We start from the raw sequence: 26,017 nt of genomic DNA on the forward strand, positions 1-26,017 counted from the left end.
TGGCGCGGATATAAGCTGAACGGGGCCTCGTCCATAGCCCCGCCGCATGCCGATCGGTCCCTGCCGCAATCGACGGCCGGCTTCATCGATTGTTTACGCTGTTCGGTAACCATGTCGCTGGTGATTTGTTCTGCGTAACCGGTGAGAAAAATGGCAAAACTACGCGTTGCGACGACCTCTGGGCTCGATCCTCAGCCATGCCGGGCAGATTGGCTCGACACGATCATCCGGGGGGATTGCATCGCCAAGATGGAATCGCTGCCAGCCGGCTCGATCGACGTCATCTTCGCCGACCCGCCCTACAATCTCCAGCTCGGCGGCGACCTGCATCGCCCGGACCAGTCCAAGGTCGACGCCGTCGACGACGACTGGGACCGCTTCGAGAGCTTTGCGACCTATGACAATTTCACCCGCGCCTGGCTGCTCGCCGCGCGCCGCCTGTTGAAGCCGAACGGCACGATCTGGGTGATCGGCTCCTATCACAACATCTTCCGCGTCGGTTCGATCGTCCAGGATCTCGGCTTCTGGCTGTTGAACGACATCGTCTGGCGCAAGGCAAATCCGATGCCGAATTTCCGCGGCCGGCGGTTCCAGAACGCGCACGAGACGATGATCTGGGCCTCGCGCGACCAGAATGCCAAGGCCTACACCTTCAACTACGATGCGATGAAGGCCGCGAACGACGACCTGCAGATGCGCTCCGACTGGCTGTTCCCGATCTGCTCGGGCGGCGAGCGGCTGAAGGACGAGGACGGCCGCAAGGCGCATCCGACGCAGAAGCCCGAGGCGCTTCTGGCGCGGGTGCTCCTGTCGTCGACCAAGCCGGGCGACGTGGTGCTCGATCCCTTCTTCGGCACCGGCACGACGGGCGCCGTCGCCAAGCGTCTCGGCCGGCACTTCGTCGGAATCGAGCGGGAAGAAGCCTATATCACGGCGGCCCAGGCACGCATCGACGCCGTCGAGCCCCTCGACCTGCGCACGTTGCAGACCGTCGGCAGCAAGCGCGCCGAGCCGCGCGTCCCCTTCACCAGCCTGATCGAGGCGGGTCTTGTCGCGCCCGGTGCTGAACTGACGGACTCCCGCGGCCGCTGGACGGCGAATGTGCGCGCCGACGGCACCATCGCCATCGGCGACCAGGCCGCCTCGATCCATCGCCTCGGCGCGAAGGTTCAGGGACTCGACGCCTGCAACGGCTGGACCTTCTGGCACCTGCGCTCGCCGAAGGGCCTGCAGGTGATCGACGAACTTCGCCAGGAGATTCGCGACCGCATGGCGGTCACCGGCGCCTGAGGTCAGTCGGACCGGGTCGTGAGACCGCGGGCGGCGAGATCGGCGGCAAGCCTGTCCGCGCCCGTGAAGTGCAGGGCCTGCCAGCCAGCCGCCCTGGCACCGTCGACATTGGCGGGGCTGTCGTCGATGAAGAGGGTGCGCTCTGGAACAAGGCCGAAGCGCTCGGCATGGTGCGCGTAGATGCGCCGATCCGGCTTGACCAGGCCGATCTCGCCGGAGACGGTGACGCCGCGCGTCTCGCCGAGGAAGGGGTAGATCGCCTCGGCCTCGCGAAAGGTGTCGGGCGCGAAATTCGTCAGCATCGTCACGTCGATTCCCCTGGCCATCAGGTCGCGCAGGATGACGACCGTGTCGTCATGGGCATGCGGCACCATGTCCCGCCAGTGGCGGCGGTAGGCCCGGATGAGTTCCGCCATGTCGGGATGGCGCGCAATCGCCTCCGCCTCGGCTTCGGCCCATGGCCGGCCCCGGTCCTGCTCGAGGTTCCAGGCGGGGCTGCACACTTCGGCGAGAAACCTTGCGCGCGCCGGAGCGTCGGCGATGAGCCGGCGATAAGGCGCTTCCGGATCCCAGTGGATGAGGACGCGGCCGATGTCGAAGACGACGTGGTCGATCATGCCTGGCGCTTTCGCTGCGAGGGCGAGGTGGCGAAAGCCGCGGGTTCGGCCAGCTGGATGGCCTTCTTCATGAGGGTCGGCAAGGCGGCAGCCGGGAGTTCGGCCGGCGTCACGAAGCGTCCCGCCGCCCCGGAAGCCGACGCGATCTCGGCGCGCCAGACGTCGAGCGTCAGCGTGAAATGGGTGAAGACATGGACGACCGACCCGGTCTTCGCCCAAGCGGCAGCAAAGGGGGCGGCGTCGGCGCCGGTGGCACCGTCCTGCCCGACGCCCCAGCCCGTCGTCGGCGGCTCGTCCATGCCGCCGAGCATTCCGGTCTCCGTCCGCCGGCGAAGGAAGATCGCGCCGTCGCTCGGCCGGACCGCGACGAACGCGGCACCGCGGCGCGCCGGCTTGGGCTTTTTCGCCGCCTTGACCGGATAGAGTTCCATGGTCCCGTGGATCCGCGCCTCGCACCCCTCGGCCAGCGGGCAGAGCACGCAGGCAGGGCGTCGCGGCGTGCAGATCGTAGCGCCGAGATCCATCATCGCCTGCGCGAAATCGCCTGGCTGCAGCAAGGGCGTCAGCGCCGCGACATGCGTCCGGACCAGGGCCTTTCCGGCGGGAAGTGGCGTGTCGATCGCACGAAGCCGCGTGACGACGCGTTCGATGTTGCCGTCCACGACGGCGGCCGGTTTATTGAAGGCGATGGCCGCGATCGCCGCCGCGGTGTAGTCGCCGATGCCCGGCAGAGTCTTCAGGCCTGCTTCGGTCGCCGGAAAGCGCCCGCCGTGCTCGGCCACCACCGCCTTGGCGCAGGCATGGAGATTGCGGGCGCGGGCGTAGTAGCCAAGCCCTGCCCATGCGCCCATCACCTCTTCCGCGGGAGCTTCCGCCAGCGCCTCGACGACCGGCCACCGCGCCAGGAACTTCAGATAATAGGCCTTGACCGTCGCGACCGTCGTCTGCTGCAGCATCACTTCCGACAGCCAGATACGGTACGGGTCGGCCCGGTTGCCGGCGGCGCGTTCTGCCGGCAGGACGCGCCATGGCAGCGTGCGAGCATGCCGGTCGTACCAGGCGAGAAGCCTGTCGGACGGCGACTCCGTGGCCTTCGGCACGGCTTTTCCCTCGTCCTTCATGTCCGGGCTGTCTCTTGGCAGGGTCGCGGCCAGGCTGGACCCTGCCACGGGGTGCCATCCCGATATCGCCTTGTCATTTCGCTTTCGCCTAACCTGGCAGGACATCGTCGATGGGCCTGTGATAGGGAGCGGCGTGAACAATGGAAAGAGCATCGTGACGAGTGCTGGACAGAGAGGCGTTTGCCCAGCCTCGACAGGCCGGGACAATCTTGGAGTGGGACATTTCATGGGCAGCGGCATGCTAGCACCGGCGCAGCCTGATATCGATGGAACGTCCGCGCGAGGGAAGCGCAATGGATAACTTGGCGGGCGCCGCGCCCACCGCAGATGGCGCCGCTCGGCCTTTGCGCACCGGTGCTGAGTCGTCCTTGGCAGGCGCTTCACCCAGCCTGATCGCGAGCGCCCCGGCGCGTCTAGTGCCGGCCCGCCCCTTCGATCGTCCGGCAGTGCTGACGCTTCTTTTGACACCCGACCAGGACGGGCTGGGTCGCCGCAATCGGCTGTCGACCTTCGCTTTCTATCTGCTGGCCGCGGCCGGGGGGTCGGCAGCGTCCGTTGTCGCCGGCCTGTTGGCAGCCTGGGCGCTCCTGTCGCTCCTCCTCGGTCGCTTTCGCCTGCGTCTGACGGCGTCGGACGGTCCTGTCGTGGCAGCCTCGCTGCTCTTCTTCGCGGTGATGGCATATTCGAACTTCCATCATATGGATCTCGACGCCAGCCTCTTGGGAGTCGGGGCGCTGCTCCCCTTCGTCATGCCGCTCGTGCTCATCCCCCGCATGCGATTGTCGCGTTATGCCGATACGCTCCCGATCGCATTTTTCGCCATCGCTGTCGGCGGCTGCCTCCTCCTCGTCATCGTTCTTGTCGAGTTCTCCTTCTTCTCGACGCGCGTCCAGGGGTTTTCGGGCAATCAGGGGCCGCTCTCCGTGACCGCGCTTCTCTGCGCCGGCTGGTCTCTCCTGCATGTGTCCCGGGACAGCAGCCGCCGGCATCTCGGCCTTGCCGTGATGGGAGCGCTCGGCGGCAGCATTGCGGTGGTCTTGTCGGGAATGCGCGGCACCTGGCCGCTCCTGCCCATCTGCCTCGTCATCGCCCTGTTCACTCAGCGCCGCGAGCTTGCCGCCCTCTGGCGCGCATGGTCGCCCGCAACCCGCTGGTTTCTCGTCGTCCTGTCCGTCGCGGTCCTTGCCGGCGTCTGCGTGCTGGTGGCGCCGATGGTGGCCATGCGGCTCAGCCAGATGTGGGGAGAACTCGCCCTGATCGCGGCCAATGTCGAAAGTCCGACCTCCCTGAACTTGCGCAGGCAAATGTACTCGGCTGCGGTCGAAGCGATCGCCGCACGGCCCTGGTTCGGCTACGGCGCGGAGAACCATTGGACGGCCGTCTCGCCCTACCTCGATCCCGCGGTGCTGCAAGGCCTCTCCTTCACGCATTTCCACAACGTCTTCCTCACCGTCGGCGTCGATGCAGGACTGGTGGGCGTTGCGAGCCTTCTTGCCGTCATCCTCTCGCCCCTGATCGTCGCCTGGCGGGCGCGCCACGCTTTGGGCGGCGGCCGCAGGCTTGGGGCGAGCCTCATCCTGGTCGTCGCCTTTGTCGGCGCCGGGATGACGAACATCATGTTCTTTCATGATATCATCGATGCCGTCTGGGTCTTCTCCGTCTCGCTGCTCGCCGCATCCGTGCCGGCGCCATCATGGCTGGACGGCAAGGCTCCCAAGGCAGGGACGTGACGATCGATGGCCAAGCTTCAACAACGACGCGGCGCGCGACCCGTCGGCGACCTCGTTTCGCAGCTTCTCGATCCCGTGCTGGCGCGGAAGGCCGGGATGACCACGGGCCTGATCGCGGCCTGGTCCGAGCTCGTGGGAACGAAACTGGATGGCGTGTGCCGTCCGGACAAGCTCGTCTGGCCGCCGAGATTGCATGAGGCGGACGCGTTCAAGCCAGCGACGCTCGTCGTCGCCTGCGAGGGAGCGTCGGTATTGCGCCTGCAGCACCAGACGTCGGAAGTGATCGCGCGGGTCAACGCCTTCTTCGGCTATCCCGCCATCGATCGGCTGAAGATCGTTCAGCGTTCGGTGAGGACGCAGCGGCCCGATCGCCGGCCGGTTCTGCGCACTTTGAAGCCGTCGGAGCTGTCCGACATCGCCGAGATGACCGACCGTATCGAGGATCCCAGGCTCAAGGCCGCGCTCGCAGCTTTCGGCGCCGGCATCCTGCAACGCCGGCCGATGACAAAAGCGTAAGGCGGCGCGCCGGCATCGGCCCTTGGCAAGGCCGCAATCTCTTCCTATTCACGCTCGGGACACTGTGTCCCCGACGAAGCCGGCTGCGGCAACAATGGAAGGTGAACCCGATGCACGCGAAGCAAACTCCAGGTCACGCGGCGCGCCGCGCCCGTCTGACGGCGGCGTCCTTGGCCGGCGGCCTCGGCCTCGTGCTCCTGGCCGCTGCCACTGGCCAACAAGCGTCGCTCGGCCTCGTCTCGCCCGCTCAGGCCCAGGAGGCGACCCCGGCACCCGCGGCGGACGCTGCGACACCGGCCGCACCTGCCGCACCGGCCGCCGGCGCGACGACGCCGGTGACGGCGCCCGAAGCACAAGGCAGCGTCGACGTGGCCGATCTGATGGAGCCGGGTCCCTTGCCGGACGTCGTCATCGGTGACGTGAACGCGCCCGTGACCATCGTCGAATACGCCTCGATGACCTGCAGCCACTGCGCCGATTTCCACGCGACGACACTGCCGTTACTGAAGAAGGACTACATCGATACCGGCAAGGCCAAGCTCATCCTGCGCGAGTTCCCGTTCGATCCGCGTGCCGTTGCGGCCTTCATGCTCGCGCGTTGCGCGCCGGACGACAAGCGCAGCGCGATGGTCGACGTCCTGTTCAGCCAGCAGGACCAGTGGGCCCGGGCGGAAAACGCCTCGCAGGCGCTGCTGGGGATCGCCAAGCTCGCCGGCTTCACCCAGGAGAGCTTCACCGCCTGTCTCAGTGACAAGGCGTTGCAGCAGAAGGTCATCGACACGCAGCAGCGCGGCGAGAAGGAATTCGGCGTCGTCGCGACACCGACCTTCTTTGTGAACGGCCAGAAGTACTCGGGTGCAATGAGCCCTGCCGAATTCGGGGCCGTCATCGACGCGGCGAAATAACCGCCGCTCCTTCCGCCTTTTCGCAAGGGCTGGAAGCCGGTTCGGGACATGACGCGAGGCGACCCTCTTTGCCGGGGGGCGCCTCGCTGCATTTTGCAATGCAACAATTGGCTGCGACGCGGATTTACCGTAAGCATTTCAGACCCGCCCGATCCGAAGGCGGTAGAACGCAATGCGGGAAGAGTGCGCGACGTCCGATGGCCAAGCGAATCCAAACCTTCAAGCGGGGATCTGCCGAGCGAACCGCGGACGCCTTCGAGGCACTGGGTGCCAAGGGTGCCAATCTGGCGCTGCTCGCCTCGCTCGATCTGCCGGTCCCGCCGGGCTTCACCGTGACCTCCGCGGCATGGCGTGAAGCGCAGGGGATCGCGGACGGATTGCCGCAATCCCTGCGCGCCGACATCAGCCTGGCGGTGGAGTGGCTGGAGGAGGCGACAGGGCGCAAGTTCGACGGCGCCGAACGCCCCCTGCTTCTCGCCGTCCGCACGAGTTCGCGCACGCCGATCGCGGGGCTTGCCGACACCGTCCTCGACGTCGGCATGAACGATCGCACCGTCGAGACGCTCAGCGCGGAGCTCGAGGACATCGACTTCGCCTTCCGCAGCTATCGCCGCTTCATCGAATCCTTCGCCTTCCTCGTCTACAGCGTCGAGCCCTCGGACTTCGAGGACCTGGCCGACGACGAACGGATGGCCGCCGCCTGGTCGGGTGTCGAGCCGTCGACGGCGGAAGAATGGCGCTCGCTGATCGGGCGCTACCTCGCTTTCATCGAGGACGAGATCGGCGAGACGCTGCCGCAGACGCCGATCGAGCAATTGTTCAAGGTGATCGAGGCGAGCTTCGCCAGCTGGCGCAACCCCGTCGCTCGGGCCTTCCGCGTGCTGCACGGTATCCACGAGAATGCCGGCCTCGCGGTCACGGCCCATGCGATGATCTTCAATGAGCGTGACCAGAATTCCGGCACGGGACGCGCGGTGTCGCGTGACCTCCGCACGGGGGCCGCGCGACTGACCGGCGAGTTCGGCCTCGGCGGCCGCGAGCGCGGCGACATCGGCGAACGGCCCGAGGTCTGGGCGCTGGAAAGCCTGATGGACAGTGCCGGCCAGGGGGGGGCGGCCATCTTCCCCGCCGACCTCTCGGCTCTCGCCGATCACGTCCAACGGCTGGAGCACCATGTCGGCGACGCGGTCGAGGTCGATTTCATGATCGGCGACAACGAGCTATTCCTGCTCCAGTCGCGCATCGCCAAGAGGACGGCAGCGGAGGCCATCCGCATCGCCGTCGAGCTCGTCGAGGAAGGGCTGATCGAGGAGGAGGAGGCGCTCCTGCGCATCGACCCCGCCTCGCTCGACCAACTCTTGCATCCGACCATCGTCCGGCATGCCGATCTCGTCACCATCGCCAAGGGCATGCCGGCGTCGCCGGGGGCCGCCACGGGCGAGATCGTCTTTACGGCCGAGCGGGCGCAGGCGCTCTTCTCGGAAGGCCGCGCGGTCATCCTCGTGCGCAACGAGACACATCCCGAAGACATCCACGGCATGCATGTCGCCGAAGGCGTCCTCACCGTGCGCGGCGGCACGACGAGCCATGCCGCCGTCGTCGCGCGCGGCATCGGCAAGCCCTGCGTCACCGGTGCCGGCTCGCTCAGGATCGACGCCGAGCGCGAGGAGCTGCGCGCGCCGGGCGTGACGCTTCGGGCCGGCGACTCGATCACCATCGACGGCTCGAGCGGCGAAGTGATCCAGGGCACCGCCGAACTGCAGCGCCCCGAACTCACCGGCGATTTCGCCCGGCTGATGACGTTCGCCGACCGCGCGCGGCGCATGGGCGTGCGCACCAATGCCGAAACGCCGATCGAAGCGCGCGCGGCTCGCGCCTTCGGGGCGGAAGGCATCGGCCTCTGCCGTACCGAGCACATGTTCTTCGAGGGCGACCGCGTCCGCGCCATGCGTGAGATGATTCTCGCCCCGGACGAGGCAGGACGCCGCGCCGCGCTGCAGCAGCTGCTGCCGATCCAGCGCTCCGATTTCATCGAGCTGTTCGAGATCATGGCGGGCTTGCCCGTCACCATTCGTCTGCTCGATCCGCCGCTGCATGAATTCCTGCCGAAGGGCGAGGCGGAGATCGCCGAGACGGCGTTGCAGATGGACATTCCCGAGCGCGTGCTGCGCGAGCGCATCGAGAAGCTCGAGGAGTTCAATCCCATGCTCGGCCATCGCGGCTGCCGCCTGGCGATCTCCTATCCCGAGATCGTCGAGGTGCAGGCCCGCGCCATCTTCGAGGCGGCGATCGAGGCCGGCGAGCGCGCCGGCGAGGCGGTGGTTCCGGAAATCATGGTGCCGCTCGTCGGCCTGCGCAAGGAACTCGACTTCGTCAAGGCGCGCATCGACGAGGTCGCCGATCTCGTCGCCGCCGAGCGCGGCAAGCGCGTCACCTACCTCGTCGGCACGATGATCGAACTGCCGCGCGCCATCATCCGGGCCGATACCATTGCCGAGGTCGCCGATTTCTTCTCCTTCGGTACCAACGACCTCACGCAGACGGTGTTCGGCATCTCGCGCGACGATTCGGCGAATTTCCTTTCCACCTACGAGCGCAAGGGCATTCTCGAGCGTGATCCGTTCCAGTCGATCGACGTCGAGGGTGTCGGCGAGCTGATCGCCATGGGCGTGGAAAAGGCGCGCCGCACACGGCCGGACATCTCGCTCGGCGTCTGTGGCGAGCAGGGCGGCGATCCCGCCTCCATCGCCTTCTTCGAGCAGACCGGGCTCGACTACGTCTCCTGTTCGCCCTTCCGCGTGCCGATCGCCCGCCTGGCGGCGGCGCAGTCGGCGATCCGGCTACGCCGTTCCCTGCGCGGGCCGGGCGTGGCGAAGACGCGGATCAAGAGCGACGCGGCGCTGGGAACCGCATGACGGTGCCATTGCCTTCGCGCCTGTAACCGCCGCGTGCCGAATTTGAGGAAAGCCGCAGGCGACGTTTGCGGCGAAGGCGATCAGGCCGTGCCGACGGGGCGCAGCTCCGGAAGATCGTCGCGGATGCGCTCCAGCACGCTGACGAAAGCCCTGGCGAAGCCGTGAAACCGCTCGCCGACCTCGTCGGTCGACGCGATCCGCAGCGTCGAGCCGGCCTCGTCCAGGACGACGAACAGGATGCGGTCGCGCGCCGCACCGGGGATACGCACTGCCGCCATGCGCGTTGCATCTTCGATCGAGTCGTCTGCCGGCATGTCGAACAGGATTTCTCCGCCGACGACCTGCGCGGCATTGGAAACGCAGGTTTCGAAGGCCTGTTCGGTCGGATCCTGCATGTCCAGCGCCAGCTCGAACTCGACCGATTCGAGCGCATCCAAGGCTGGTTCAGCCGCCCTGTCGTCCGCTGTCTGCATCCGCATCGTCTCATTCCTTCCGATGTCGCGCCGCCTCGGGCGGCCCGCTCTCCCTCGGCGCCTTGCGACGTCGCTGGACAAACCTCTGCAGCTTCAGGACACTGGCCCGGCACGTCCGAAGAACGCAGCCTTTGGCAAGGCTCCCGCAGAGGAGCCGATGAAGACCGTAGAATGTGACAAAAGGGAGGACGTTCCGATGCAGGGACTGATGCAGCACTGGCCGTTGTTGTGCTCCAAGGTCATCGACCACGCCGCGACCTATCATGGTGGACGAGCCGTGGTGTCGCGCTCGGTCGAGGGACCGATCCATCGGACGGACTACCGGACGGTGCGCCGGCGCGCGCTGCAGCTCGCCAAGCGGCTCGATCAGGAAGGCGTCGGTCTCGGCGACCGGGTGGCGACGCTCGCCTGGAACACCTGGCGTCACCTTGAATGCTGGTACGGGATCACGGGTATCGGGGCGATCTACCACACGGTCAATCCGCGCCTCTTTCCAGACCAGATCGCGTGGATCATCAACGACGCGGAGGACCGACTGATCTTCGTCGACCTGACCTTCCTGCCGATCCTCGAAGCGTTGGCGCCGCGCCTTCCGAGCCTGCGTCGCTGCATCGTCCTGACCGATGCGGCGCACATGCCCGAGACGGCGCTTCCGGGCGCCGTGGCATACGAGGACTGGCTTGCCGAGGCCGACGAGGATTTCGCCTGGAAGAGCTTCGATGAAACCACGGCGGCGGGCATGTGCTACACCTCGGGCACGACGGGCAATCCGAAGGGCGTCGTCTACTCCCACCGTTCCAACCTCCTGCATTCGATGATCGCGCAGCAGGGCGACGCCATGGGCCTCTCCTCGCGCGACCTCGTGATGCCGGTGGTGCCGCTCTTCCATGCCAATGGCTGGGGTCTGGCCTTCACCTGCCCGATGTCGGGCGCCGGCATGGTCATGCCCGGCCCGAAGATGGACGGCGCGTCGATCTACGAGCTGCTGGTGTCCGAGAAGGTGACCTTCAGTGCCGCGGTGCCGACGGTCTGGCTGATGTTGCTGCAGCATCTGGAGAAGGAAGGCGGCGCCTTGCCTGACCTGAAGAGCGTCGTCATCGGCGGCTCGGCCTGCCCGCGCGCGGTGATCCAGAAGTTCCGGGACGACTACGACGTGAAGGTCATCCACGCCTGGGGCATGACCGAGATGAGCCCGCTCGGCACGCTCTGCTCGATGAAGCCCGAGGTGGCCGATCTCGATGGCGAGGCCTATCTCGATGTGGCGCAGACACAGGGCCATCCGCCTTTCGGCGTCGAGATGAAGATCACCGACGATGACGACGTGACCCTGCCCTGGGACGGCAAGACGTTCGGCCGGCTGAAGGTGCGGGGCCCGGCGGTCGCCAGCAGCTACTACAAGGGCGTCGGCGGCGAGGTCTTCGACGGGGATGGCTGGTTCGACACCGGCGATGTCGCGCACGTCGACCGGCATGGCTACATGCAGATCACCGACCGCTCGAAGGACGTGATCAAGTCGGGCGGCGAGTGGATCTCGACCATCGATCTGGAAAACCTTGCCGTCGGCCATCCCGACGTCGCCGAGGCCGCGGTGATCGGGGTCGCCCATCCCAAATGGGCCGAGCGGCCGCTGCTGGTCGTGGTGCTGAAGGAGGGGCGACAGGCCACGCGCGAGGAGATCCTCGCCTTCATGGAGGGCAAGGTCGCGCGCTGGTGGCTGCCCGACGACGTCGTCTTCGTCGACGCGATCCCGCACACGGCCACGGGCAAGATCCTGAAGATGCGGTTGCGCGAGGATTTCGCAGACTACCGATTGCCGCTCTCCTGATGCGCCATGACACTTCTGCGATGGCGCGATCTGAGGTAGGAGGCAGGCCGGGGTGAATTCATGCAGATGACGGCCGGACGCGCGCACTTGGCGGGACATTATATCAGGAAACGGTTGCGGACCGCGGTTCCGGCCCGGCGTGCCGCGAGCTTTGCCGGCCTCCTCCTGATCGTCGCCATCGCTCTCTATCGCCTGGGCGGCATCGATTTTCCGTCGCTGAAGCTGATGTTCGCGCTCGTCGTCGCGCTTGTGTCGGTTGCGCTGCTGACGGCTTTGGTCGGGCTCGCGCGGGTCTGGCACAGCGGGCGCGAAGGCGGTGGGGCCGCGGTCGGCGCGCTCGCCATCTCCCTCCTCGTCGCCGCGCCTTTCGCTCTCGCGGCAGTTCTCGCCTACCAGTATCCCCGCACCAACAGTGCCGAGACCGACGGAATGCTGGTCAACGACATCGTCGACGGCGCGACGTTGAACGAGGTGCTGGCCGCCGACGCCGATCCGGACGCCGATGCCGGCGACGGGCTTGCCGCGCCGACCGGCCGCCGTTTCCGGGCCAGTGCCGCGCAGGTCTATGACGTGGCGCGCCTCGTCCTGGGCGACGAAGGCTGGACGCTCGTGAACGTCGTGACCGACACCGCCGACAGCGCTGCGGCCAACGTGGCGGATGCCGGTCCCGAAAACGGAGATCTCGGCACGAGCGGCACGGTCGACATTCCGATGCCGACGCCGCGCGGGACGCCCGCCGAGGCCGCGGAGCCCGCAGACCGGTTCGACCTGCCGGAGGCCAAGGACTACGCGCTGGCCGTCGAGGCCCGCGATTTCCTGCTCGGCCTTCCCAGCGACATGACCATCCGCATCGTCGAGGACGGCAACGAGACCTTCGTCGACCTCCGGTCGACCTCGCGCGCCGTCGCCTGGGACCTCGGCCAGAACCGCCGCTTCATCGACGATTTTCTCGCGCGTCTCGACGAGGCGATGACGGGCGTCACCGCGATCGCACCGGCAAAGCCCGGATAGCGGCACGCGCCGATCCGTCCGACGCGGCAGCCCGTCCGCAGACTGAGTTTTAGCCCAAGCCGCATCCGCCGCGCACCAGATCCCGCGCGATCACGCCGGCTCGAAACGCCCACCGGGGAGCGCGGGGCCGTCCGTCACGACGCGCCCTTTGGCGACGAGGTCCTCCAGATGCGCGAGAACCGACAGGCCGGCGGCGCCATGGAGGCGCGGGTCTGTCTGGCGGTAGATCGCGGCGACGATGTCGGGAATGCTTCGGTCGCCCGCCTTGAGTCGCTCGAGGATCGCTGTCTCGCGCATTTTCCGGTGCGACCGCAGACCCCGGAGAAAGGCCTGCGGCTTCAGCACCGGACCGCCATGGCCGGGCAGGTAGAGCGCTTCTTCGCGCCCAATCAGAACCTCCAGCGAATCCATGTAGTCCGCCATCGCCCCGTCGGGCGGTGCGACGATCGTGGTCGACCAGGCCATCACATGGTCGCCACTGAGAAGCGTGTCGCCGATGGAAAAGGCCATGTGGTTGGCGGTGTGGCCGGGCGTCGCCACCGCCTCGATTGCAAGGCCCGCGAGCGTCAGGATCTCGCCATGGGCGATGATGCGATCGGGGACGAGCGCCATGTCACCCGCCGCGTCCATCAGATTGACTTCGCCCTCGTGCAGCGGGCGCGAGACGCGGTGGCGTCCCTCCGCCAGCACCGGGGCGCCGACGGCCTGCTGCAGTCTCGGCACCAGCGCCGTGTGATCGCGGTGGGTATGCGTCAGGAGGATGGCCTCGACCGGCCGACCGGCGATCGCCTGGAGCAGGGCTGCGAGATGCCGGTCGTCGTCGGGACCGGGATCGACGACCACGAGGCTCGCCCCGCCGAGGAGGTAGCTGTTCGTGCCGGTGAAGGTGAAGGGGCTTTGATTGGGCGCCGTGACGCGCAGGATTTGCGGCGCGACGGGCACGCCATCGCCGTGGCGGGGATCGAATATCGTGTCGAAGGCGATGTCCATGCCGCTCCATCTGGGGCCGGGCGTGCTCCCGGCAAAGGCGCCCGAGCCCTGCCGGGCTAGATTTTCGCCGGAACTGCGGCGGGCGGCAGCACCAGCGCCAGGTCTTCCGGCCCGAGCAGGCGGAAGGCGCCGGGCTCGAGATCGCCGAGACCGAGCCCGCCCATCCGGTCGCGGTGCAGCGCGGTGACGTGGTTGCCGACGGCCGCAAACATCCGCCGCACCTGATGATAGCGCCCCTCGGTCAACGTGATCGTGGCCGTCGTCGGCGACGAGACCTCCATCACGGCCGGCAGCAGCGGCTTGTCCTCGCCGTCGAGCATCAGGGTGCCCGCGGCGAAGATCGCCGCCTCGGTGCCGGCGAGCGGCCGGTCGAGCGTCACGACATAGCGCTTGGGCACATGGTTCTTCGGTGAGATCACCTTGTGGAGGAGGGCGCCGTCGTCGGTCATCAGGAGGAGACCCGACGTCTCCTTGTCGAGCCGGCCGATGGTCGAGATCGCCGGATCGCGCCGTCGCCAGCGCGGCGGCAGCAGGCCGTAGACCAGCGGGCCCGCCTCCTTGTGCGAGCAGGTGACGCCGAGCGGCTTGTGCAGGAGCAGCGCCATGCCGGGGATCGGGTCCAGCGCCTCGCTGTCGACGACCATGCGCGCGGCAAGATCGGGCGAGAGTGCGATGCGCTTTTCCGCGTCCTCGACCGGCGCCCCGTCGAGGAGGATGCGTCCGTTGCGCGCCAGCATCTGGATCTCGCGGCGCGAGCCATAGCCCATATTGGCGAGCAGGCGGTCGAGCCGCATGGTCGAGAACTTCACTTGCGCGCCTCGAAGATCTTGTAGCCCCCGTCCTCGGCGCGCTTCGTCACGAGCTTGAACAGCGGCTTCAGGATGTCTTCGTAAGGCAGATGCCGGTTGGCGGTGAGCCAGAGAAAACCGCCCGGCCGCAGCATGGTCGCGGCCTGGCGGATGAAGCCCTGGCCGAGGCCCCGGTCCTCGATGCCGGCGTCATGGAAAGGCGGGTTCATCACCACGAAGTCGAGCCCGGCGAGCCCGAGCTCGGCCGTCCGCACATCGGCCCAGCGCAGGCTCGCCCTCGCATCCCCGACATTGCGCCGGGCCGCTTCCACCGCGCGGCGGTCGATGTCGACGAGCGCCAGCGCGGTGACTTTCGGCGAACGCAGGACGGCAGCCGACAACACGCCGATGCCGCAGCCGAGATCGGCGCCGCGGCCGGAAAACGCCGGCAGATGGTCGAGGAGGAGGGCGCTGCCGGGATCGAGCCGGTCGAAGGAGAAGATGCCGGGCTGCGTCCACAAGCCCAGTTCCGGGACAAGCCGCGGCGCGCCGGCCTCGATGGCTGTCGCGATGAATTCCCGCCCCTCGCGGTCAAAGGTTTCCGGCCGCAGCGTCTCGCAGATCCGGAAATGTTTTCGCGACGTCTCGCCGGCATCGCAGCCGAAGGCCGCGAGCTCCTTGGCGATGCGCGAACCGCCCTTGTCCTTCAGCGCCAGCACCGTCAGGGCCGCGCCGGGGCCGAGCGCCTTCAGCGCCAGCGCGATGACATAGCGCCGCTCGACCGTGCCGGGGGGCGCGAGGATCGTCATCGCGGCAAGGCTGCCGGGCGAAAGCGCCTCCAGCGCCGCAGCGCCCGGCACCAGCGGCGAGAACTGCACGACATCGGGCCCAAGCGCCTCGGCGCCGAGCGCGACAAGGTCCAGCGGCGGGGCGCCATAGACGCCGGTGATCAGTTTTTCAGCCACGAAATCTCCGTCATATCCTGGCGCGTCTCTATATCGCCGCGCGGGCAAAGGCTATGCCGGAGGCGGGACGCGCGGTGATGGGCCCGCGGTCTCGGCTTGCGGCAGGGGCGCGAGGGATGGCGGAGGCAAATGGTAAGCCGACTTCTCAAATCCAATGCGGCCGGTGGCGTGTATGCCGCTGACGCACGAGGTGCTTGCCGGTCGGGCATTTGCGGGCGACCCCCGAGCGCCTTGGACGTAACGAGGCAGTGGCACGTCACGACGGGAAGAGCCGGCGGCACAAACGGGGGCAACGAGCCGGCGATACGCAGAGACGTAGCGAGCGCGGCACGACAAGGCGTCACGACCAGACGTGAAGAGCCGGCGGCACGAAAAGACGAAACGAGCCGGCGGCGCGCCGCGGACACGGGATGTCATTTCGCGCGTCGGGCAAAGACGGAGACGAGAACGATGACGACGCTTCCCCTCTACGCCGCCGCGGCGCTGGCGGAAATCGCCGGCTGCTTCGCCTTCTGGGCGCATGTCCGGCTGGACCGCTCGGCGCTCTGGCTCCTCCCCGGCCTCGCCGCCCTCGCCGCCTTCGCCTGGCTCCTCACCCTCTCCCCCGCCGACCAGGCCGGCCGCGCCTTCGCCGCCTATGGCGGCGTCTACATCGCCGCCTCGCTCGCCTGGCTCTGGGCCGTCGAGGGCTTTCGCCCGGACCGCTGGGATATTTTGGGCGCGGGCGTGTGTCTCGTCGGTGCGGGGATTATCTTGTTCGCGCCGCGGGGGGGCGTGAGGGAGGATTTCGGGCGGAAAAGCGGTCTGTCCGCATTCACGAACGGTATGTCGAAATGTGCCGTTCGGATAGCGGTTCATGGTTGAAACAGAACTGGTAATCCTGCTTCAACCGGATTCCTGCGGGCGAGAAATTATCGTAATGCAGTCTTCGAAAACGGCACCACGACATTTGAATGACGATCGCGACCTGGCGACGCCGTCTTCTGTCCTGTTTGGAACTGCGAGACAAGGAGCCTCAGTTCTTCGGCACCATCCGCAACCTCCTTGTTGGCAGCGCTCGACTGTTCGACCATCGCGGCGTTCTGCTGGGTGACCTGATCCATCTGGTTCACCGCGGTATTGACTTCGTTCAATCCAACCGCCTGTTCCTGGGCGGACACGGCGATACCGGAAATCAGCGTCGTTAACTCTGCAACTTGCTCGACCATCTTCTCCAGCGCAGTTCCGGTCTGGGCAACCAGACTGACGCCCTTGGCGACTTGGGTGGTGGAAGTGGCAATCAGAGTCTTGATCTCCTTGGCGGCTTCCGCGGAGCGCTGAGCAAGGCCACGTACCTCCTGAGCGACGACGGCAAAACCGCGTCCGGCTTCCCCGGCTCTGGCGGCCTCGACGCCGGCGTTGAGGGCAAGAAGGTTAGTTTGAAAGGCAATCTCGTCGATGACTCCGATGATGCTACCGATCTGGTCCGACGACTTCTCGATTTCACCCATGGCAAGAACAGCCTGGCAGACGACTTCGCCGGATTTTTCGGCACCCAGTCGAGTCTGGATCGTGACATCTGCGGCCTGCTTTGCGCTCTCCGCCGTTAAACGGATGGCGCGCGTCACCTCGCTTAGCGCGGCAGCGGTTTCCTCAAGAGAAGCTGCCTGCTGTTCAGTCCGGCGCGCCATGTCATCGGATGCCGTGCTGATCTCGGCGGTTTGGCCTTTAATGCTCTGGACCGAAAGTGCCACTGAGCCCATAGCATCTCGGAGCTTACCAATAGCGGCGTTGAAGTCACTCTGGATCTGTCGATAGTCGTCAGGAAACGGTTTGTCGAGATCGGCCGTAAGATTGCCATTTGCTATCTGGTCGAGACCATAAGCCAGCGATTCGACCACGAACTTCTGCTCTGCTTCCAACTTGCGACGCATGTCTTCGGTCCGTGCCCGTTCTACCTCCGTCTGGGAGCGCGCATCCTTAGCTTCTCCCTCAAGCTCGATGGCTCTTAGCGCGTTATCCTTGAAGACCTGCACAGTTTCGGCCATTCGTCCGATCTCGTCGCCTCGACCAACCCCGGGAATGTCAGTTGCCAGATCGCGATTGGCCAGGCGCCGCATGGCGGCCGTCATGAGGCCAATTGGGCTTGCAATGCTGCGCGCGACAATCCACATAATCGCGATCCCGATAAGACCGACGACTAAAGCCACGATGAACTGAAATAACCGGTCGTCAGCGTTGCGGGATGCCAATGCGGCATCCAGCTTAGCGGCATCTGCTCTAGCAACGGCGGTCGGAAGTTCTATGATCACGGACCAAGGCGTATTCGTGCGGCCGAGCACGACGGGAGTGACAGCCATGGTGGTCTCCGTCCCGGTCGAGACATCGGCCCGTCCGTCGCGAACGATCGGCAGATAACGCTGCGCATCCAGCCCTGCACTATCCATCGACTGGCCAATCGCCTCTGGCTTCTCACTTGATGCCACGACCAATCCGTCATTGCTGACGATCGATACGGAGGCGCTGCCCCCGTAGATCGATTTTTTGACGTCGACAGCGATCTTCTGGACGAATCCTAGATCGAAGTCAGCTCCCGCCACGCCGCGGAATTTGCCGTCGATCATGATCGGCACCGACATGGTGGCAAGGTAGACGTTCTTGCCCTGCACGACATAGGGAAGCGGGGCAAGGATGCTCTCGCCCTTGCCTTCCTGTGGGCCGATGTACCAGCCGCCCTTCATGACGCCGTTCGGATGAAGTTCCTGGCTATCGTACTCGACCAGTGGCTGTACAGCGACTTGCCCTGCTGCATCTCGGGTCCAGTAGGGAAGAAAGCGTCCGGTGACATCTGACCCCACGTCCTGACGGCCTTTATATGCGTCGTCATTGCCGTCGAGCGCGCCTGGTTCCCAGGCGCTGTACGTGCCGTTGAAGCCCGGATTGTCATTCAGAACGCCGAGAAGGATAGAATTGAACTGAGTACGCCTTGCGAACGTTGCCTGCGGATCGGCACCCCTTTCCGCAGCCATCGTCTCAAAGGAGCGGGCCATGATCCGGGCGGCGTCGAATGCATGGTCAAGCGTCGTTCGAATGTTTCCCGCTTGCGTCGCGGCAATGCCAGCGAGACTTTCTCTGGTCTTGACATCGATCAGTCTCCGACGGTCCTGCCGACGAATTCTTGACTCGCTCCGGTAGCGATAATGCCATTGACCATCAGCGCTCCCGTGACACTGAGAACGCATACGCCGGAAAGTACCGCAATTTTCGTTTGCATCGAATGGAAGCGCATCTTCAACCTCTGGGCTGTGCCCATGCTGTCTGTTAATATTTATTTAGAAAAGGGCACGAAATCGAGCAAATTAACACGGCACGAAGACCTATTTTCTTTTAGGTTGGTCTGTAGCGCGACAGTACATTCACTCTGCCTAGATAATAAAGAATTTATTATTTCTGCTACCAAATGCCACGCTATAATACCGCCGAGCTTATGAACTGACCCCTTTGATCCGTGGGTAATTGCAGAGCGAGATGAAGCGTTCGAAGTTTTCGGTGGCAATCCAGCGGCACAGTTCCGGCAAAGTTCAGGTCGAGATGCCGTCCTTCTCGGGATCAGGGCCATAGAAGATGACGTTTGCCAGCGCCGCCAACTCGCCCTCCGTCAGCCGCGGCGCAGGATGACCCTCGGGCCTATCATGCAGCCCGGCAATTCCTTCGGCGCCGCAGCGAACCGCCCAGTCGCGGAGCGTCTGCCGATCCATGCCGGCGGCCCGCGCAGCATCCGCTCGGCTCACCCGGTCCGCCGCGTTGGCGATCGCCAGCATCCGGCTCGCCACACGGCCATTCCTTTCCCCGGCGGGCCATCGCCCGAAGCTCACATGCCGAATGTCTGTCGCTGATCTCCGGAGCCATGAACCTCTCCCTCATCCCGTCCAGGATAAGGGAATCACCGCCGCAAATACCAAGAAAATCACGCCACAGTCAGGTCATCCGCTACGCGCTGCAATAATCATGCCAGTGTATTATCGTTAAATAATTCCACTAAAAATATTTCAAATTTTCGTATCGCGACATGCATAACGTTCGCTTGAAATTAATGGCGTGTAAATGAGATGATGATGGATTTTCAGAAGTAACGCCCAGAACGCAATTGCTCAGAATTGGCTTTCGATCTCGTCAGGCTTAAGAGATGAATGTCATTGAACAGAATTCTGGTATTCTGTTTCATTCCAGGCACGTCCGCTGTAATTACCCACCCCCGCATTCCGTAGAATGTCAGGCGCCTACCGTCTCGAGAATTGTGTTGAAGACGTTGCCCCCTTGGCGCAGCCGGGCGGTATCGACGACGGTTCGGATGTCAGCTTCGCCTTCGGCGGCCCACATGGATCGATAGCCGTTGGTGACCTTGCGCTGGATCACGGCCGGTCGCAGGGCGCGCTCGCAGCCGTTGTTGGTGGCCTCGACCATCCCGGTCCAGAGAGTGAAGGTCAGGAGCTGGTCGCGCGCTCGCCTGAACTTGTGCTGGACCACTCGAGCGAAAGGGCAGGAGGTCGGTGCGGCGAGGATCTCGGAAAGACTTCGCTCCAGTGCACGGCGCTTGGCGACGATGGTCGATGCGGCGAAGGTCGTGATGCCGCTGGCCAAAGCGAAAGCCTTGGACAGCCAGATCCGCAGCCGCGACGGCAGCAGATCCTCGCCCGCCTGTTCGGCGTAGGCGACGTCGCGGGCCAGATGAGCCAGACAGGTCTGATGGGCGTCGGCATGTCCCTGCTGGGCAGAGTAGCGATCGGAACACCAGACCTTTGGCCGGTGCCCGTCCATCAGGGTCCTGACCACGATGGCACCACGGGTCGGAGCGGCACGATGGACGACTGCGTCATCGCAGCGAAACACCCATTGGAAGGCGTTGCTGCCTTCGATGCGAACGCCGGTCTCGTCCGAGGCCACCACCTTGGAGCGGCGCAGGGCGGCAATGGCGAGATCGCGGTCGGCGACGAAGGTGCCCTGCGCCCGGCGCAGCATGTTCATCAGCCCGCCCTGGCTGATCTGCAAGCCGAAGAGATCGGCCAGAGCTTTCTGAAGCCGTTCATAGGACAGGGCCTGGAAGGTCTTAAGATAGGTCGCCACCGCATGCAGCCGCGGCCCGAACGGCGTCCCCCTTGCCGCATCGGGCAATCCCGCTGAGACAAGCGTGCCGCAGGAAGGACAACAAACCGAAAGCCGGCGATGACGCGTCACGAACGGCTTGATCTCCGGCAGATCGACCGTCTCGTACGTGCCGCCGATCTCCGCGGGAAGGCTATCGGCCAGGGCTGCCTGGCAGCAGGAGCATTGCTCGGGACGGTGATCGACGAGCCGATCGAAATCCTCACCCATCGCTCGGCTGTGGCCTTCGTGACCGGGCTTGGCGCCGCCAGGTCTTGCCTGCTCACGGCGCTCCTTGCGGTCACTAGACGGAGGCTTCGAGGATGTGCGTGACGTCTTCTCCGGACGCTGAATCTTCAGCACCAGATCGATCAACTCTTCCTTCGTCAGACGCTGCAAATCACCGCGATCCATCCGTCCATGGATTCAGGGAATTCGGCCCGTGACAAGGGGGTGGGTAATTACCGTCCGCTGTCGGGTGTGATGAACAATGCCCCCAGCGTCTTGAATGGGTCGAAAGCTGCCAGAAGTTTATTGCTGACACCATCGCAACCCCCCTCAATCCAGATGAAACACTTCCTCCAGCATCGCCCACCATTCCCCGGCAGCGCGCCCCTCGCGCGGCACCTGCATCGGGTCGGTGATCTCCCACCAGCGCTGCGTCTCCGGGTCGGCGGCGATGGCGCGCTGGTCGGCGGCGTGGTCGCTGCCGTGGTATTCGTAAGTGCCGAAGAGGCGGTTTTCCGGCTCCTGCAGGAAGATCGAGTAGTTCTTGATGTTGTACTTCGACAGCGTCGCCAGAACGCTCGGCCAGACCGCGGCGTGGATGCGCTTGTACTCGTCGATGCAGTCGGGCTTCAGCCCGATCGTCATGGCGTAGCGTTTCACTCTGCTTCTCCTGCCGTGCGGACGAACCGGTCCATCAGACCTCGATCATGATCTTCAGCACGTCGGCACGGTGCATGTCCCAGTAGGGCAGGGCCTTGTCGGCGTCGGTGAAGGCAAAGGTCCGGGTGATCAGCCGGTCGGCGGTCTCGCCCATGGCTTCGAGGCAGGCGGCGGCGGCGGAAAAGTCGGCGAGGGTCGCGTTGCGCGAGCCTGAAATGTCAAGCTCCTTGAGGTTGAAGAGCTGCGTCTGGTAGCTGACCGGCGCCTTGCAGTAGCCGATGTAGACGACGCGGCCGCAGAAGCAGGCAAAATCGATCGCCTCGGTGAAGGTCTCGGGCACGCCGACGGCCTCGATGACGACGTCGAAACCGTCGCCGCCGGTGATCCGCTGGACCGCTTCGGCCTTGTCCCCGCTGGCGGCGTCGATGCTGTGGGCGGCGCCGAAGTCGCAGGCGAGCGCCAGCTTGTCCGCGGCGATGTCGAGGGCGGTCACTTCCGCTCCCTTGGCGAGCGCGCCGAGAACGGCGCCCATGCCGATCATGCCGCAGCCGATGACGAGCACGCGGTCGTTCGCCGTGATCCTGCCGCGCTCGACGGCGTGAAACCCGACCGACAGCGGCTCGATCAGCGCGAGGTGGCGGGGCGCCAGGCGCTCGTTGACGATGACCTTCTCGAAGGAGAGCGTCAGCCGCTCCTTCAGCCCGCCATCCTGCTGCACGCCGAGCGTGCGGTTGAAGCGGCAGGCGTTCGTGCGGCCCTTGCGGCAGGACGAGCACGTGCCGCAGTTCGTATAGGGCAGGACCGTGACGCGGGCGCCCACGGCATAGCCGGCCGGCACGCCGTCGCCGACGGCGACAATCTCGCCGCCGATCTCGTGGCCGGGAATGCGCGGCAGCTGCACCAGCGGGTTGAGGCCGCGAAAGGTGTTGAGGTCGCTGCCGCAGAGGCCGACATGGCGGATCGCGACGACGATCTCGCCCGGTCCCGGTGCCGGCTCGTCGATGGAGCCGAGCCGGGTCTTTCCGACCGCGTCGATGAAGAGTGCCTGCATGGGGTGCTTTCGAAACTTTCGTGGGACCCGTCCGGCGACCGACGACCGTCAGCGGCCGCTAGCGGCTCCTAGCGGCTGCGGCGGCGCAGCTGGTCGAAGAAGACGATGACGATGATGAGGACGCCGGTGATCACCCGCTGCCAGAACGAATTGACGTTGAGGAGATTGGCGCCGTTGTTGATGGTGGCGAGGATGAAGGAGCCGATCAGCGGTCCGTGCACCGAGCCGACCGCGCCAAAGAGGCTGGTGCCGCCGATCACCGAGGAGGCGATCGCCTGGAGTTCCCAGCCCTCGGCCTGCGTCGCATTGCCGATGCCGATGCGCGCGGCCAGGAGCACGCCGACGAAGGCGGCGCAGACGGCCGAGAGCGAGTAGGCGACGTAGATCATCGTCGACACTTTCACGCCCGACAGGCGCGCGGCTTCCGGGTTCGACCCCACGGCGAAGAGATAGCGGCCCCAGCGGCTCATGTGCAGGAAGATGAAGGCCGGCACGGCGACGAGGACGACCATCCAGAAGAGGTTCGGCAGGCCGAGGAAATCGCCGCGCGAAAAGGCGTTGAAGGCCTCGTTCTTGATGTTGATGGTCGAGCCGTTGGTGATGAGGAGGCCGACGCCGCGCAGCGAGGTCAGCGTCGCCAGCGTGATGATGAAGGGCGGCAGGCCCATGCGCACGATGGCAAAGCCGTGGAAGAGGCCGATGGCAAGACCCAGCAGCAGCGTCGCGCCGACCGCCACCCAGATCGGGAAGCCTGCCTCCAGCATCAAGGCGACGATCACCGTTGAGAAGCCGACGATCGCGCCGACCGAGAGGTCGATGCCGGCGGTGATGATGACGAAGGTCTGGCCGAGCGCCAGGATCGCGATCATCGAGCCCTGGCGCAGCAGGTTAGCGATGTTGTTGGCGGTGGCGAAGTTCGGCGTCGCCACCGTCAGGATCAGGCAGAGCAGCAGGAGGAAGCCGAGCAGGGTCAGCGCGAAGAGAAAGCTGTAGTTCCGTCTCGCGACGGACGGGGCCAGCGTGGCGTCGGTCGTCATGGGCGTTTCCTCAGGCAGAGCGGGCATGCTGCCCTCGTTGTGGCGGGGCAGGGATTTGGGGCGGTCGGCGGAAGGCGGGTGGGGTCACGGGGTCACACGCCGATCGCCTGCGCCAGGACTTCCTCGTGGCTGCTCTTCATGAAATCGTTGGAGGCGACGAGCCTGCCGGAGCGGAAGACGTGCAGCCGGTCTGACAGTTCGTAGACCTCGGGCAGGTAGGAGGAGATGAGGATGATGCCGGCGCCGCGCTTCAGGAGCGCGCCGAACAGGCGGTAGATCTCGGCCTTCGTGCCGACGTCGACGCCGACCGTCGGCTCGTCGAAGATGAAGAGCTCGGCGCCGTGGTTCAGCCATTTGCCGATGACGATCTTCTGCTGGTTGCCGCCGGACATGGAGGAGGCGAGCGAGTGCCGGCTCGGCGTCTTGATGCCGAGGCTCTTGATCTGCTCGTCGGCGGCCTCCGCTTCCAGCTTGCGCGACACGGTGAGCCCCCGCGTCAGCCGCTCGTAGATCGGCAGGTTGAGGTTGAGGCCGATCGGCAGGTTCATGCAGAGGCCCTGGTCGCGCCGGCTCTCCGGCGCCAGCGCGATGCCGAGGCCGATCGCCTTGCGCTCGCTCGAGATGTCGACCTTCTCGCCCTTCCAGAAGGTCTCGCCCTTCGTCTTGGCGGTGCGGCCGTAGAGGCCCATGACGAATTCCGACCGCCCGGCGCCGATGAGGCCGTAGAGACCGACGATCTCGCCCGAGCGCACCGACAGCGAGACGTCGGAAAAGCCGGGTCCGGAAAGGTCGCGGACGTCGAGGATGGTCGCGCCCAGCGCGATCTTTTCCTTGTGGTAGATCTGTTCGAGCGAGCGGTTGATCATCAGCGCCACGAGCTCGGCGTCGTTGGTCTCCGAGATCATCCGCGTGCCGACATGGACGCCGTCGCGCAGCACCGAGACGCGGTCTGCCAGCTCGAACACCTCCTCCATGCGGTGGCTGATGTAGACGATCGTCACCCCGTCCGCCTTTAGCCGGCGGATCAGCGTGAACAGCTGGTCGGCCTCCTGGCGCGTGAGATAGGCGGTCGGCTCGTCGAAGATGAGGAATTTCGTGCCGCGCAGCGAGGCCCTGGCGGTGGCGACCAGCTGCTGCTGGCCGATGGTCAGCGAGCCCAGTTCGGCGCCCGCCGGCAGGCGAAAACCCATGTCGTCGAGGATCGCCTGAGCCGCGCGGGTCATTTCGCGCTTCTGCAGGAGGCCGTATCGGACCCTCTCGTCGCCGAGAAAGATGTTGGCGGCGACCGACAGGTGCCGGCAGAGCACCACTTCCTGGTGAACCGCATTGATGCCGAGGTCGATCGCATCCTGCGGAGTGGCGAGTGCCGCGGGGCGACCCTGCCAGATGACGTCGCCGCTCGTCCGGCGGATGACGCCGGTGAGGAGCTTGATCAGCGTCGACTTGCCCGCGCCGTTCTCGCCGACGATGGCGTGGATCTCGCCGGCCTCGAAGGCAAGGCTGAGGGGCTTCAGAGCGAGGACCTGCCCGTAGCTCTTTTCGAGGCCCCTCAGTTCCAGAATGGGCGCGCCGGGAGGCGCGGTCGCGTCAGCCGGGGAGCCGTGGCTCCCCGGACGCAAGATGGTCTTTTCTGTCACGCGCGCTCCTCCCGGCGTTCCCTTGATGAACGAAGGCTCAGTTCACTTTGGGATTGAGGAGTTCCTGCGAGCGCGGCTCTTCCATGTTGGCGGTGGTGATGAGGTTCGCGCCGGTGTCGACGTTCTTCTCGACCGTCTCGCCCTTGGAGACGGCGAGCGCCGTCTTGATGCCGTCATAGCCCATCCGGTAGGGATCCTGGACGACGAGGGCCGAGATCACGCCTTCCTTCAGAAAGCTGACCAGCTTGTCGTCGCTGTCGAAGCCGACCAGCGCGACCTTGTCCTGCGCCTTGTTCTCGGCGACCGCCTGGCCGGCACCCTGAGCCATGATGAGGTTCGAGGCGAAGATCCCGACGAGGTTCGGGTTGGCTGTCAGGAGATCGGTCGTGATGTTGAGGCCGGTCGAGGCCTGTCCGTCGGCATATTTGTCGGCGACGAGGTTGAGGCCCGGATACTTCTCCTTCAACTGCGCGACAAAACCTTCCTTGCGCTGTTCGAGCGAGCCGGCGCCGGGCGCATTGGTGATGAGCGCGACGTCGCCCTCGGCCTTGCCGCCGTGTTTGGCAGCAATCGCGGCCGCGAGGCCGTCGGCCGCGATGCGTCCGCCCTGGACGTTGTCGGTGGTGAGGAAGGACGAGAACTTGTCGGAAGACGCCGACGAGTCGATGCCGATGATCGGAACGCTGGCGGCAGCCTCCGTGATCGGGGCGCCGAGAGCGTCCTTCTCGGTCGGCGCGATGACGATGGCGGCCGGCGAACCGGAGACGGCGTTTTCGAGGATGGAGACCTGGCCGTTGATGTCGGTCTCGGCCTGTGCGCCGAGTTCGGGCACGGTGACGCCGAGGTCCTTGCCCGCGGCGCGGGCGCCGGCGAGGACGATCTGCCAGTAGAAGGACGTGGTGTCCTTGACGATGATCGGGATGGTGACGTCGGCAGCGGAAGCCGAGCCAGACGGCAGCAGGCCGGACGTGGCGACAAGCGCAGCGGCAGCGGTTCCAAGCAAAGCACGACGGCTCAGTGCGGAAAGTTTCGTGAACGACATGGATTTCCTCCCAGAAATGATTGCGCACTTGAATTGCGACCCACGCCGGCGCTGAGCGTGAGGCGATCTCTCTCCCCGTCACCGCCCTCCCGGAC

The 26,017-nt window shown here is 65.8% G+C and carries 21 protein-coding genes and 1 pseudogene; 8 read left to right on the plus strand and 14 right to left on the minus strand.

Annotated elements, in window-relative coordinates; all coding sequences use genetic code 11:
- Nucleotides 1–150 precede the first annotated feature (150 nt).
- A complete protein-coding gene (locus Sa4125_RS03245) occupies nucleotides 151–1,290 on the plus strand; it encodes a site-specific DNA-methyltransferase (RefSeq protein WP_224003634.1) in 1,140 nt (379 codons plus the stop codon).
- Between the two features lie 2 nt (nucleotides 1,291–1,292).
- Here Sa4125_RS03245 and Sa4125_RS03250 read toward each other — a convergent pair whose 3' ends face one another.
- Nucleotides 1,293–1,907: an HAD family phosphatase gene (locus tag Sa4125_RS03250; RefSeq protein WP_224003636.1), complete on the minus strand. Its 615-nt coding sequence runs from the start codon at nucleotides 1,905–1,907 to the stop codon at nucleotides 1,293–1,295.
- Nucleotides 1,904–3,028, minus strand: a complete 1,125-nt coding sequence (gene mutY, locus Sa4125_RS03255) for an A/G-specific adenine glycosylase (RefSeq protein WP_224007485.1) — start codon at nucleotides 3,026–3,028, stop codon at nucleotides 1,904–1,906. Before mutY ends, Sa4125_RS03250 begins: the two co-directional genes overlap by 4 nt.
- 446 nt (nucleotides 3,029–3,474) lie before the next feature.
- Between mutY and Sa4125_RS03260 the strand changes: the two genes are divergently transcribed.
- The 4 genes from Sa4125_RS03260 to ppdK all read left to right on the plus strand — a co-directional run bounded on the left by Sa4125_RS03260 (nucleotide 3,475) and on the right by ppdK (nucleotide 9,094).
- Nucleotides 3,475–4,758 carry an O-antigen ligase family protein gene (locus tag Sa4125_RS03260; RefSeq protein WP_224003638.1) on the plus strand — a complete coding sequence of 428 codons (1,284 nt, stop codon included), beginning with the start codon at nucleotides 3,475–3,477 and terminating at the stop codon, nucleotides 4,756–4,758.
- A gap of 6 nt (nucleotides 4,759–4,764) precedes the next feature.
- Nucleotides 4,765–5,274, plus strand: a complete 510-nt coding sequence (locus Sa4125_RS03265; RefSeq protein WP_224003640.1) for a DciA family protein — start codon at nucleotides 4,765–4,767, stop codon at nucleotides 5,272–5,274.
- A gap of 110 nt (nucleotides 5,275–5,384) precedes the next feature.
- Nucleotides 5,385–6,179 carry a DsbA family protein gene (locus tag Sa4125_RS03270; protein ID WP_224003642.1) on the plus strand — a complete coding sequence of 265 codons (795 nt, stop codon included), beginning with the start codon at nucleotides 5,385–5,387 and terminating at the stop codon, nucleotides 6,177–6,179.
- A 197-nt stretch (nucleotides 6,180–6,376) separates the two neighbouring features.
- Nucleotides 6,377–9,094 (plus strand): pyruvate, phosphate dikinase, encoded by a 2,718-nt coding sequence (gene ppdK / locus Sa4125_RS03275; protein ID WP_224003644.1) that lies wholly within the window; start codon nucleotides 6,377–6,379, stop codon nucleotides 9,092–9,094.
- Nucleotides 9,095–9,174: 80 nt separating this feature from the next.
- Here the strand turns inward: ppdK and Sa4125_RS03280 are convergent, their stop codons facing one another.
- Nucleotides 9,175–9,573 carry a hypothetical protein gene (locus tag Sa4125_RS03280; RefSeq protein WP_224003645.1) on the minus strand — a complete coding sequence of 133 codons (399 nt, stop codon included), beginning with the start codon at nucleotides 9,571–9,573 and terminating at the stop codon, nucleotides 9,175–9,177.
- Nucleotides 9,574–9,763: 190 nt separating this feature from the next.
- Here Sa4125_RS03280 and Sa4125_RS03285 point away from each other — a divergent pair, with 190 nt between their 5' ends.
- Nucleotides 9,764–11,392: a long-chain-fatty-acid--CoA ligase gene (locus Sa4125_RS03285; RefSeq protein ID WP_224003647.1), complete on the plus strand. Its 1,629-nt coding sequence runs from the start codon at nucleotides 9,764–9,766 to the stop codon at nucleotides 11,390–11,392.
- A 114-nt stretch (nucleotides 11,393–11,506) separates the two neighbouring features.
- Nucleotides 11,507–12,403 carry a DUF1499 domain-containing protein gene (locus Sa4125_RS03290; protein WP_224003649.1) on the plus strand — a complete coding sequence of 299 codons (897 nt, stop codon included), beginning with the start codon at nucleotides 11,507–11,509 and terminating at the stop codon, nucleotides 12,401–12,403.
- 90 nt (nucleotides 12,404–12,493) lie between these two features.
- Here the strand turns inward: Sa4125_RS03290 and Sa4125_RS03295 are convergent, their stop codons facing one another.
- The 3 genes from Sa4125_RS03295 to Sa4125_RS03305 are packed head-to-tail and all read right to left on the minus strand — an operon-like array spanning nucleotide 12,494 to nucleotide 15,104.
- Nucleotides 12,494–13,393 (minus strand): MBL fold metallo-hydrolase, encoded by a 900-nt coding sequence (locus tag Sa4125_RS03295; protein WP_224003651.1) that lies wholly within the window; start codon nucleotides 13,391–13,393, stop codon nucleotides 12,494–12,496.
- Between the two features lie 56 nt (nucleotides 13,394–13,449).
- Nucleotides 13,450–14,187: a pseudouridine synthase gene (locus Sa4125_RS03300; RefSeq protein ID WP_224007487.1), complete on the minus strand. Its 738-nt coding sequence runs from the start codon at nucleotides 14,185–14,187 to the stop codon at nucleotides 13,450–13,452.
- Between the two features lie 11 nt (nucleotides 14,188–14,198).
- Complete coding sequence (locus Sa4125_RS03305; RefSeq protein WP_224007489.1) at nucleotides 14,199–15,104, minus strand: class I SAM-dependent methyltransferase; 906 nt, start codon at nucleotides 15,102–15,104, stop codon at nucleotides 14,199–14,201.
- Between the two features lie 492 nt (nucleotides 15,105–15,596).
- Between Sa4125_RS03305 and Sa4125_RS03310 the strand changes: the two are divergent.
- Nucleotides 15,597–15,914 (plus strand): annotated as a pseudogene (locus tag Sa4125_RS03310) (YnfA family protein); the annotation flags it as partial.
- Nucleotides 15,915–16,057: 143 nt separating this feature from the next.
- Here the strand turns inward: Sa4125_RS03310 and Sa4125_RS03315 are convergent.
- The 8 genes from Sa4125_RS03315 to Sa4125_RS03350 form a co-directional block, all read right to left on the minus strand.
- Nucleotides 16,058–18,175: a methyl-accepting chemotaxis protein gene (locus Sa4125_RS03315; RefSeq protein ID WP_224003653.1), complete on the minus strand. Its 2,118-nt coding sequence runs from the start codon at nucleotides 18,173–18,175 to the stop codon at nucleotides 16,058–16,060.
- Between the two features lie 531 nt (nucleotides 18,176–18,706).
- Nucleotides 18,707–18,946: a helix-turn-helix domain-containing protein gene (locus Sa4125_RS03320; protein WP_224003655.1), complete on the minus strand. Its 240-nt coding sequence runs from the start codon at nucleotides 18,944–18,946 to the stop codon at nucleotides 18,707–18,709.
- Between the two features lie 451 nt (nucleotides 18,947–19,397).
- Nucleotides 19,398–20,681, minus strand: coding sequence for an IS66 family transposase (locus Sa4125_RS03325; protein ID WP_223998294.1), 1,284 nt, complete (start codon nucleotides 20,679–20,681; stop codon nucleotides 19,398–19,400).
- Between the two features lie 144 nt (nucleotides 20,682–20,825).
- Nucleotides 20,826–21,155: an L-rhamnose mutarotase gene (locus tag Sa4125_RS03330; RefSeq protein WP_224003657.1), complete on the minus strand. Its 330-nt coding sequence runs from the start codon at nucleotides 21,153–21,155 to the stop codon at nucleotides 20,826–20,828.
- 34 nt (nucleotides 21,156–21,189) lie between these two features.
- On the minus strand, nucleotides 21,190–22,206 hold the full coding sequence (locus tag Sa4125_RS03335) for a zinc-binding alcohol dehydrogenase family protein (protein WP_224003659.1): 1,017 nt from the start codon (nucleotides 22,204–22,206) through the stop codon (nucleotides 21,190–21,192).
- 68 nt (nucleotides 22,207–22,274) lie between these two features.
- Complete coding sequence (locus tag Sa4125_RS03340; protein WP_224003661.1) at nucleotides 22,275–23,243, minus strand: ABC transporter permease; 969 nt, start codon at nucleotides 23,241–23,243, stop codon at nucleotides 22,275–22,277.
- 92 nt (nucleotides 23,244–23,335) lie between these two features.
- The gene (locus Sa4125_RS03345; protein ID WP_224007491.1) at nucleotides 23,336–24,865 is read right to left on the minus strand and encodes a sugar ABC transporter ATP-binding protein; all 1,530 of its coding nucleotides are present in this window, start codon (nucleotides 24,863–24,865) and stop codon (nucleotides 23,336–23,338) included.
- Between the two features lie 52 nt (nucleotides 24,866–24,917).
- Nucleotides 24,918–25,922 carry an ABC transporter substrate-binding protein gene (locus Sa4125_RS03350; protein ID WP_224003663.1) on the minus strand — a complete coding sequence of 335 codons (1,005 nt, stop codon included), beginning with the start codon at nucleotides 25,920–25,922 and terminating at the stop codon, nucleotides 24,918–24,920.
- Nucleotides 25,923–26,017 lie beyond the last annotated feature (95 nt).

The organism is Aureimonas sp. SA4125 (assembly GCF_019973775.1).
Classification (GTDB): Bacteria; Pseudomonadota; Alphaproteobacteria; order Rhizobiales; family Rhizobiaceae; genus Plantimonas.

Excerpts from the sequence above, each read along its gene's own strand:
- Sa4125_RS03265 (WP_224003640.1), top strand. The coding sequence starts at position 4,765 with ATGGCCAAGCTTCAACAACGACGCGGCGCGCGACCCGTCGGCGACCTC.
- ppdK (WP_224003644.1), top strand. The coding sequence starts at position 6,377 with ATGGCCAAGCGAATCCAAACCTTCAAGCGGGGATCTGCCGAGCGAACC.
- Sa4125_RS03250 (WP_224003636.1), bottom strand. The coding sequence starts at position 1,907 with ATGATCGACCACGTCGTCTTCGACATCGGCCGCGTCCTCATCCACTGG.
- Sa4125_RS03300 (WP_224007487.1), bottom strand. The coding sequence starts at position 14,187 with ATGCGGCTCGACCGCCTGCTCGCCAATATGGGCTATGGCTCGCGCCGC.
- Sa4125_RS03335 (WP_224003659.1), bottom strand. The coding sequence starts at position 22,206 with ATGCAGGCACTCTTCATCGACGCGGTCGGAAAGACCCGGCTCGGCTCC.
- Sa4125_RS03295 (WP_224003651.1), bottom strand. The coding sequence starts at position 13,393 with ATGGACATCGCCTTCGACACGATATTCGATCCCCGCCACGGCGATGGC.
- mutY (WP_224007485.1), bottom strand. The coding sequence starts at position 3,028 with ATGAAGGACGAGGGAAAAGCCGTGCCGAAGGCCACGGAGTCGCCGTCC.
- Sa4125_RS03350 (WP_224003663.1), bottom strand. The coding sequence starts at position 25,922 with ATGTCGTTCACGAAACTTTCCGCACTGAGCCGTCGTGCTTTGCTTGGA.
- Sa4125_RS03325 (WP_223998294.1), bottom strand. The coding sequence starts at position 20,681 with ATGGATCGCGGTGATTTGCAGCGTCTGACGAAGGAAGAGTTGATCGAT.
- Sa4125_RS03285 (WP_224003647.1), top strand. The coding sequence starts at position 9,764 with ATGCAGGGACTGATGCAGCACTGGCCGTTGTTGTGCTCCAAGGTCATC.
- Sa4125_RS03245 (WP_224003634.1), top strand. The coding sequence starts at position 151 with ATGGCAAAACTACGCGTTGCGACGACCTCTGGGCTCGATCCTCAGCCA.
- Sa4125_RS03315 (WP_224003653.1), bottom strand. The coding sequence starts at position 18,175 with ATGGCCCGCTCCTTTGAGACGATGGCTGCGGAAAGGGGTGCCGATCCG.
- Sa4125_RS03320 (WP_224003655.1), bottom strand. The coding sequence starts at position 18,946 with ATGCTGGCGATCGCCAACGCGGCGGACCGGGTGAGCCGAGCGGATGCT.
- Sa4125_RS03280 (WP_224003645.1), bottom strand. The coding sequence starts at position 9,573 with ATGCGGATGCAGACAGCGGACGACAGGGCGGCTGAACCAGCCTTGGAT.
- Sa4125_RS03340 (WP_224003661.1), bottom strand. The coding sequence starts at position 23,243 with ATGACGACCGACGCCACGCTGGCCCCGTCCGTCGCGAGACGGAACTAC.
- Sa4125_RS03270 (WP_224003642.1), top strand. The coding sequence starts at position 5,385 with ATGCACGCGAAGCAAACTCCAGGTCACGCGGCGCGCCGCGCCCGTCTG.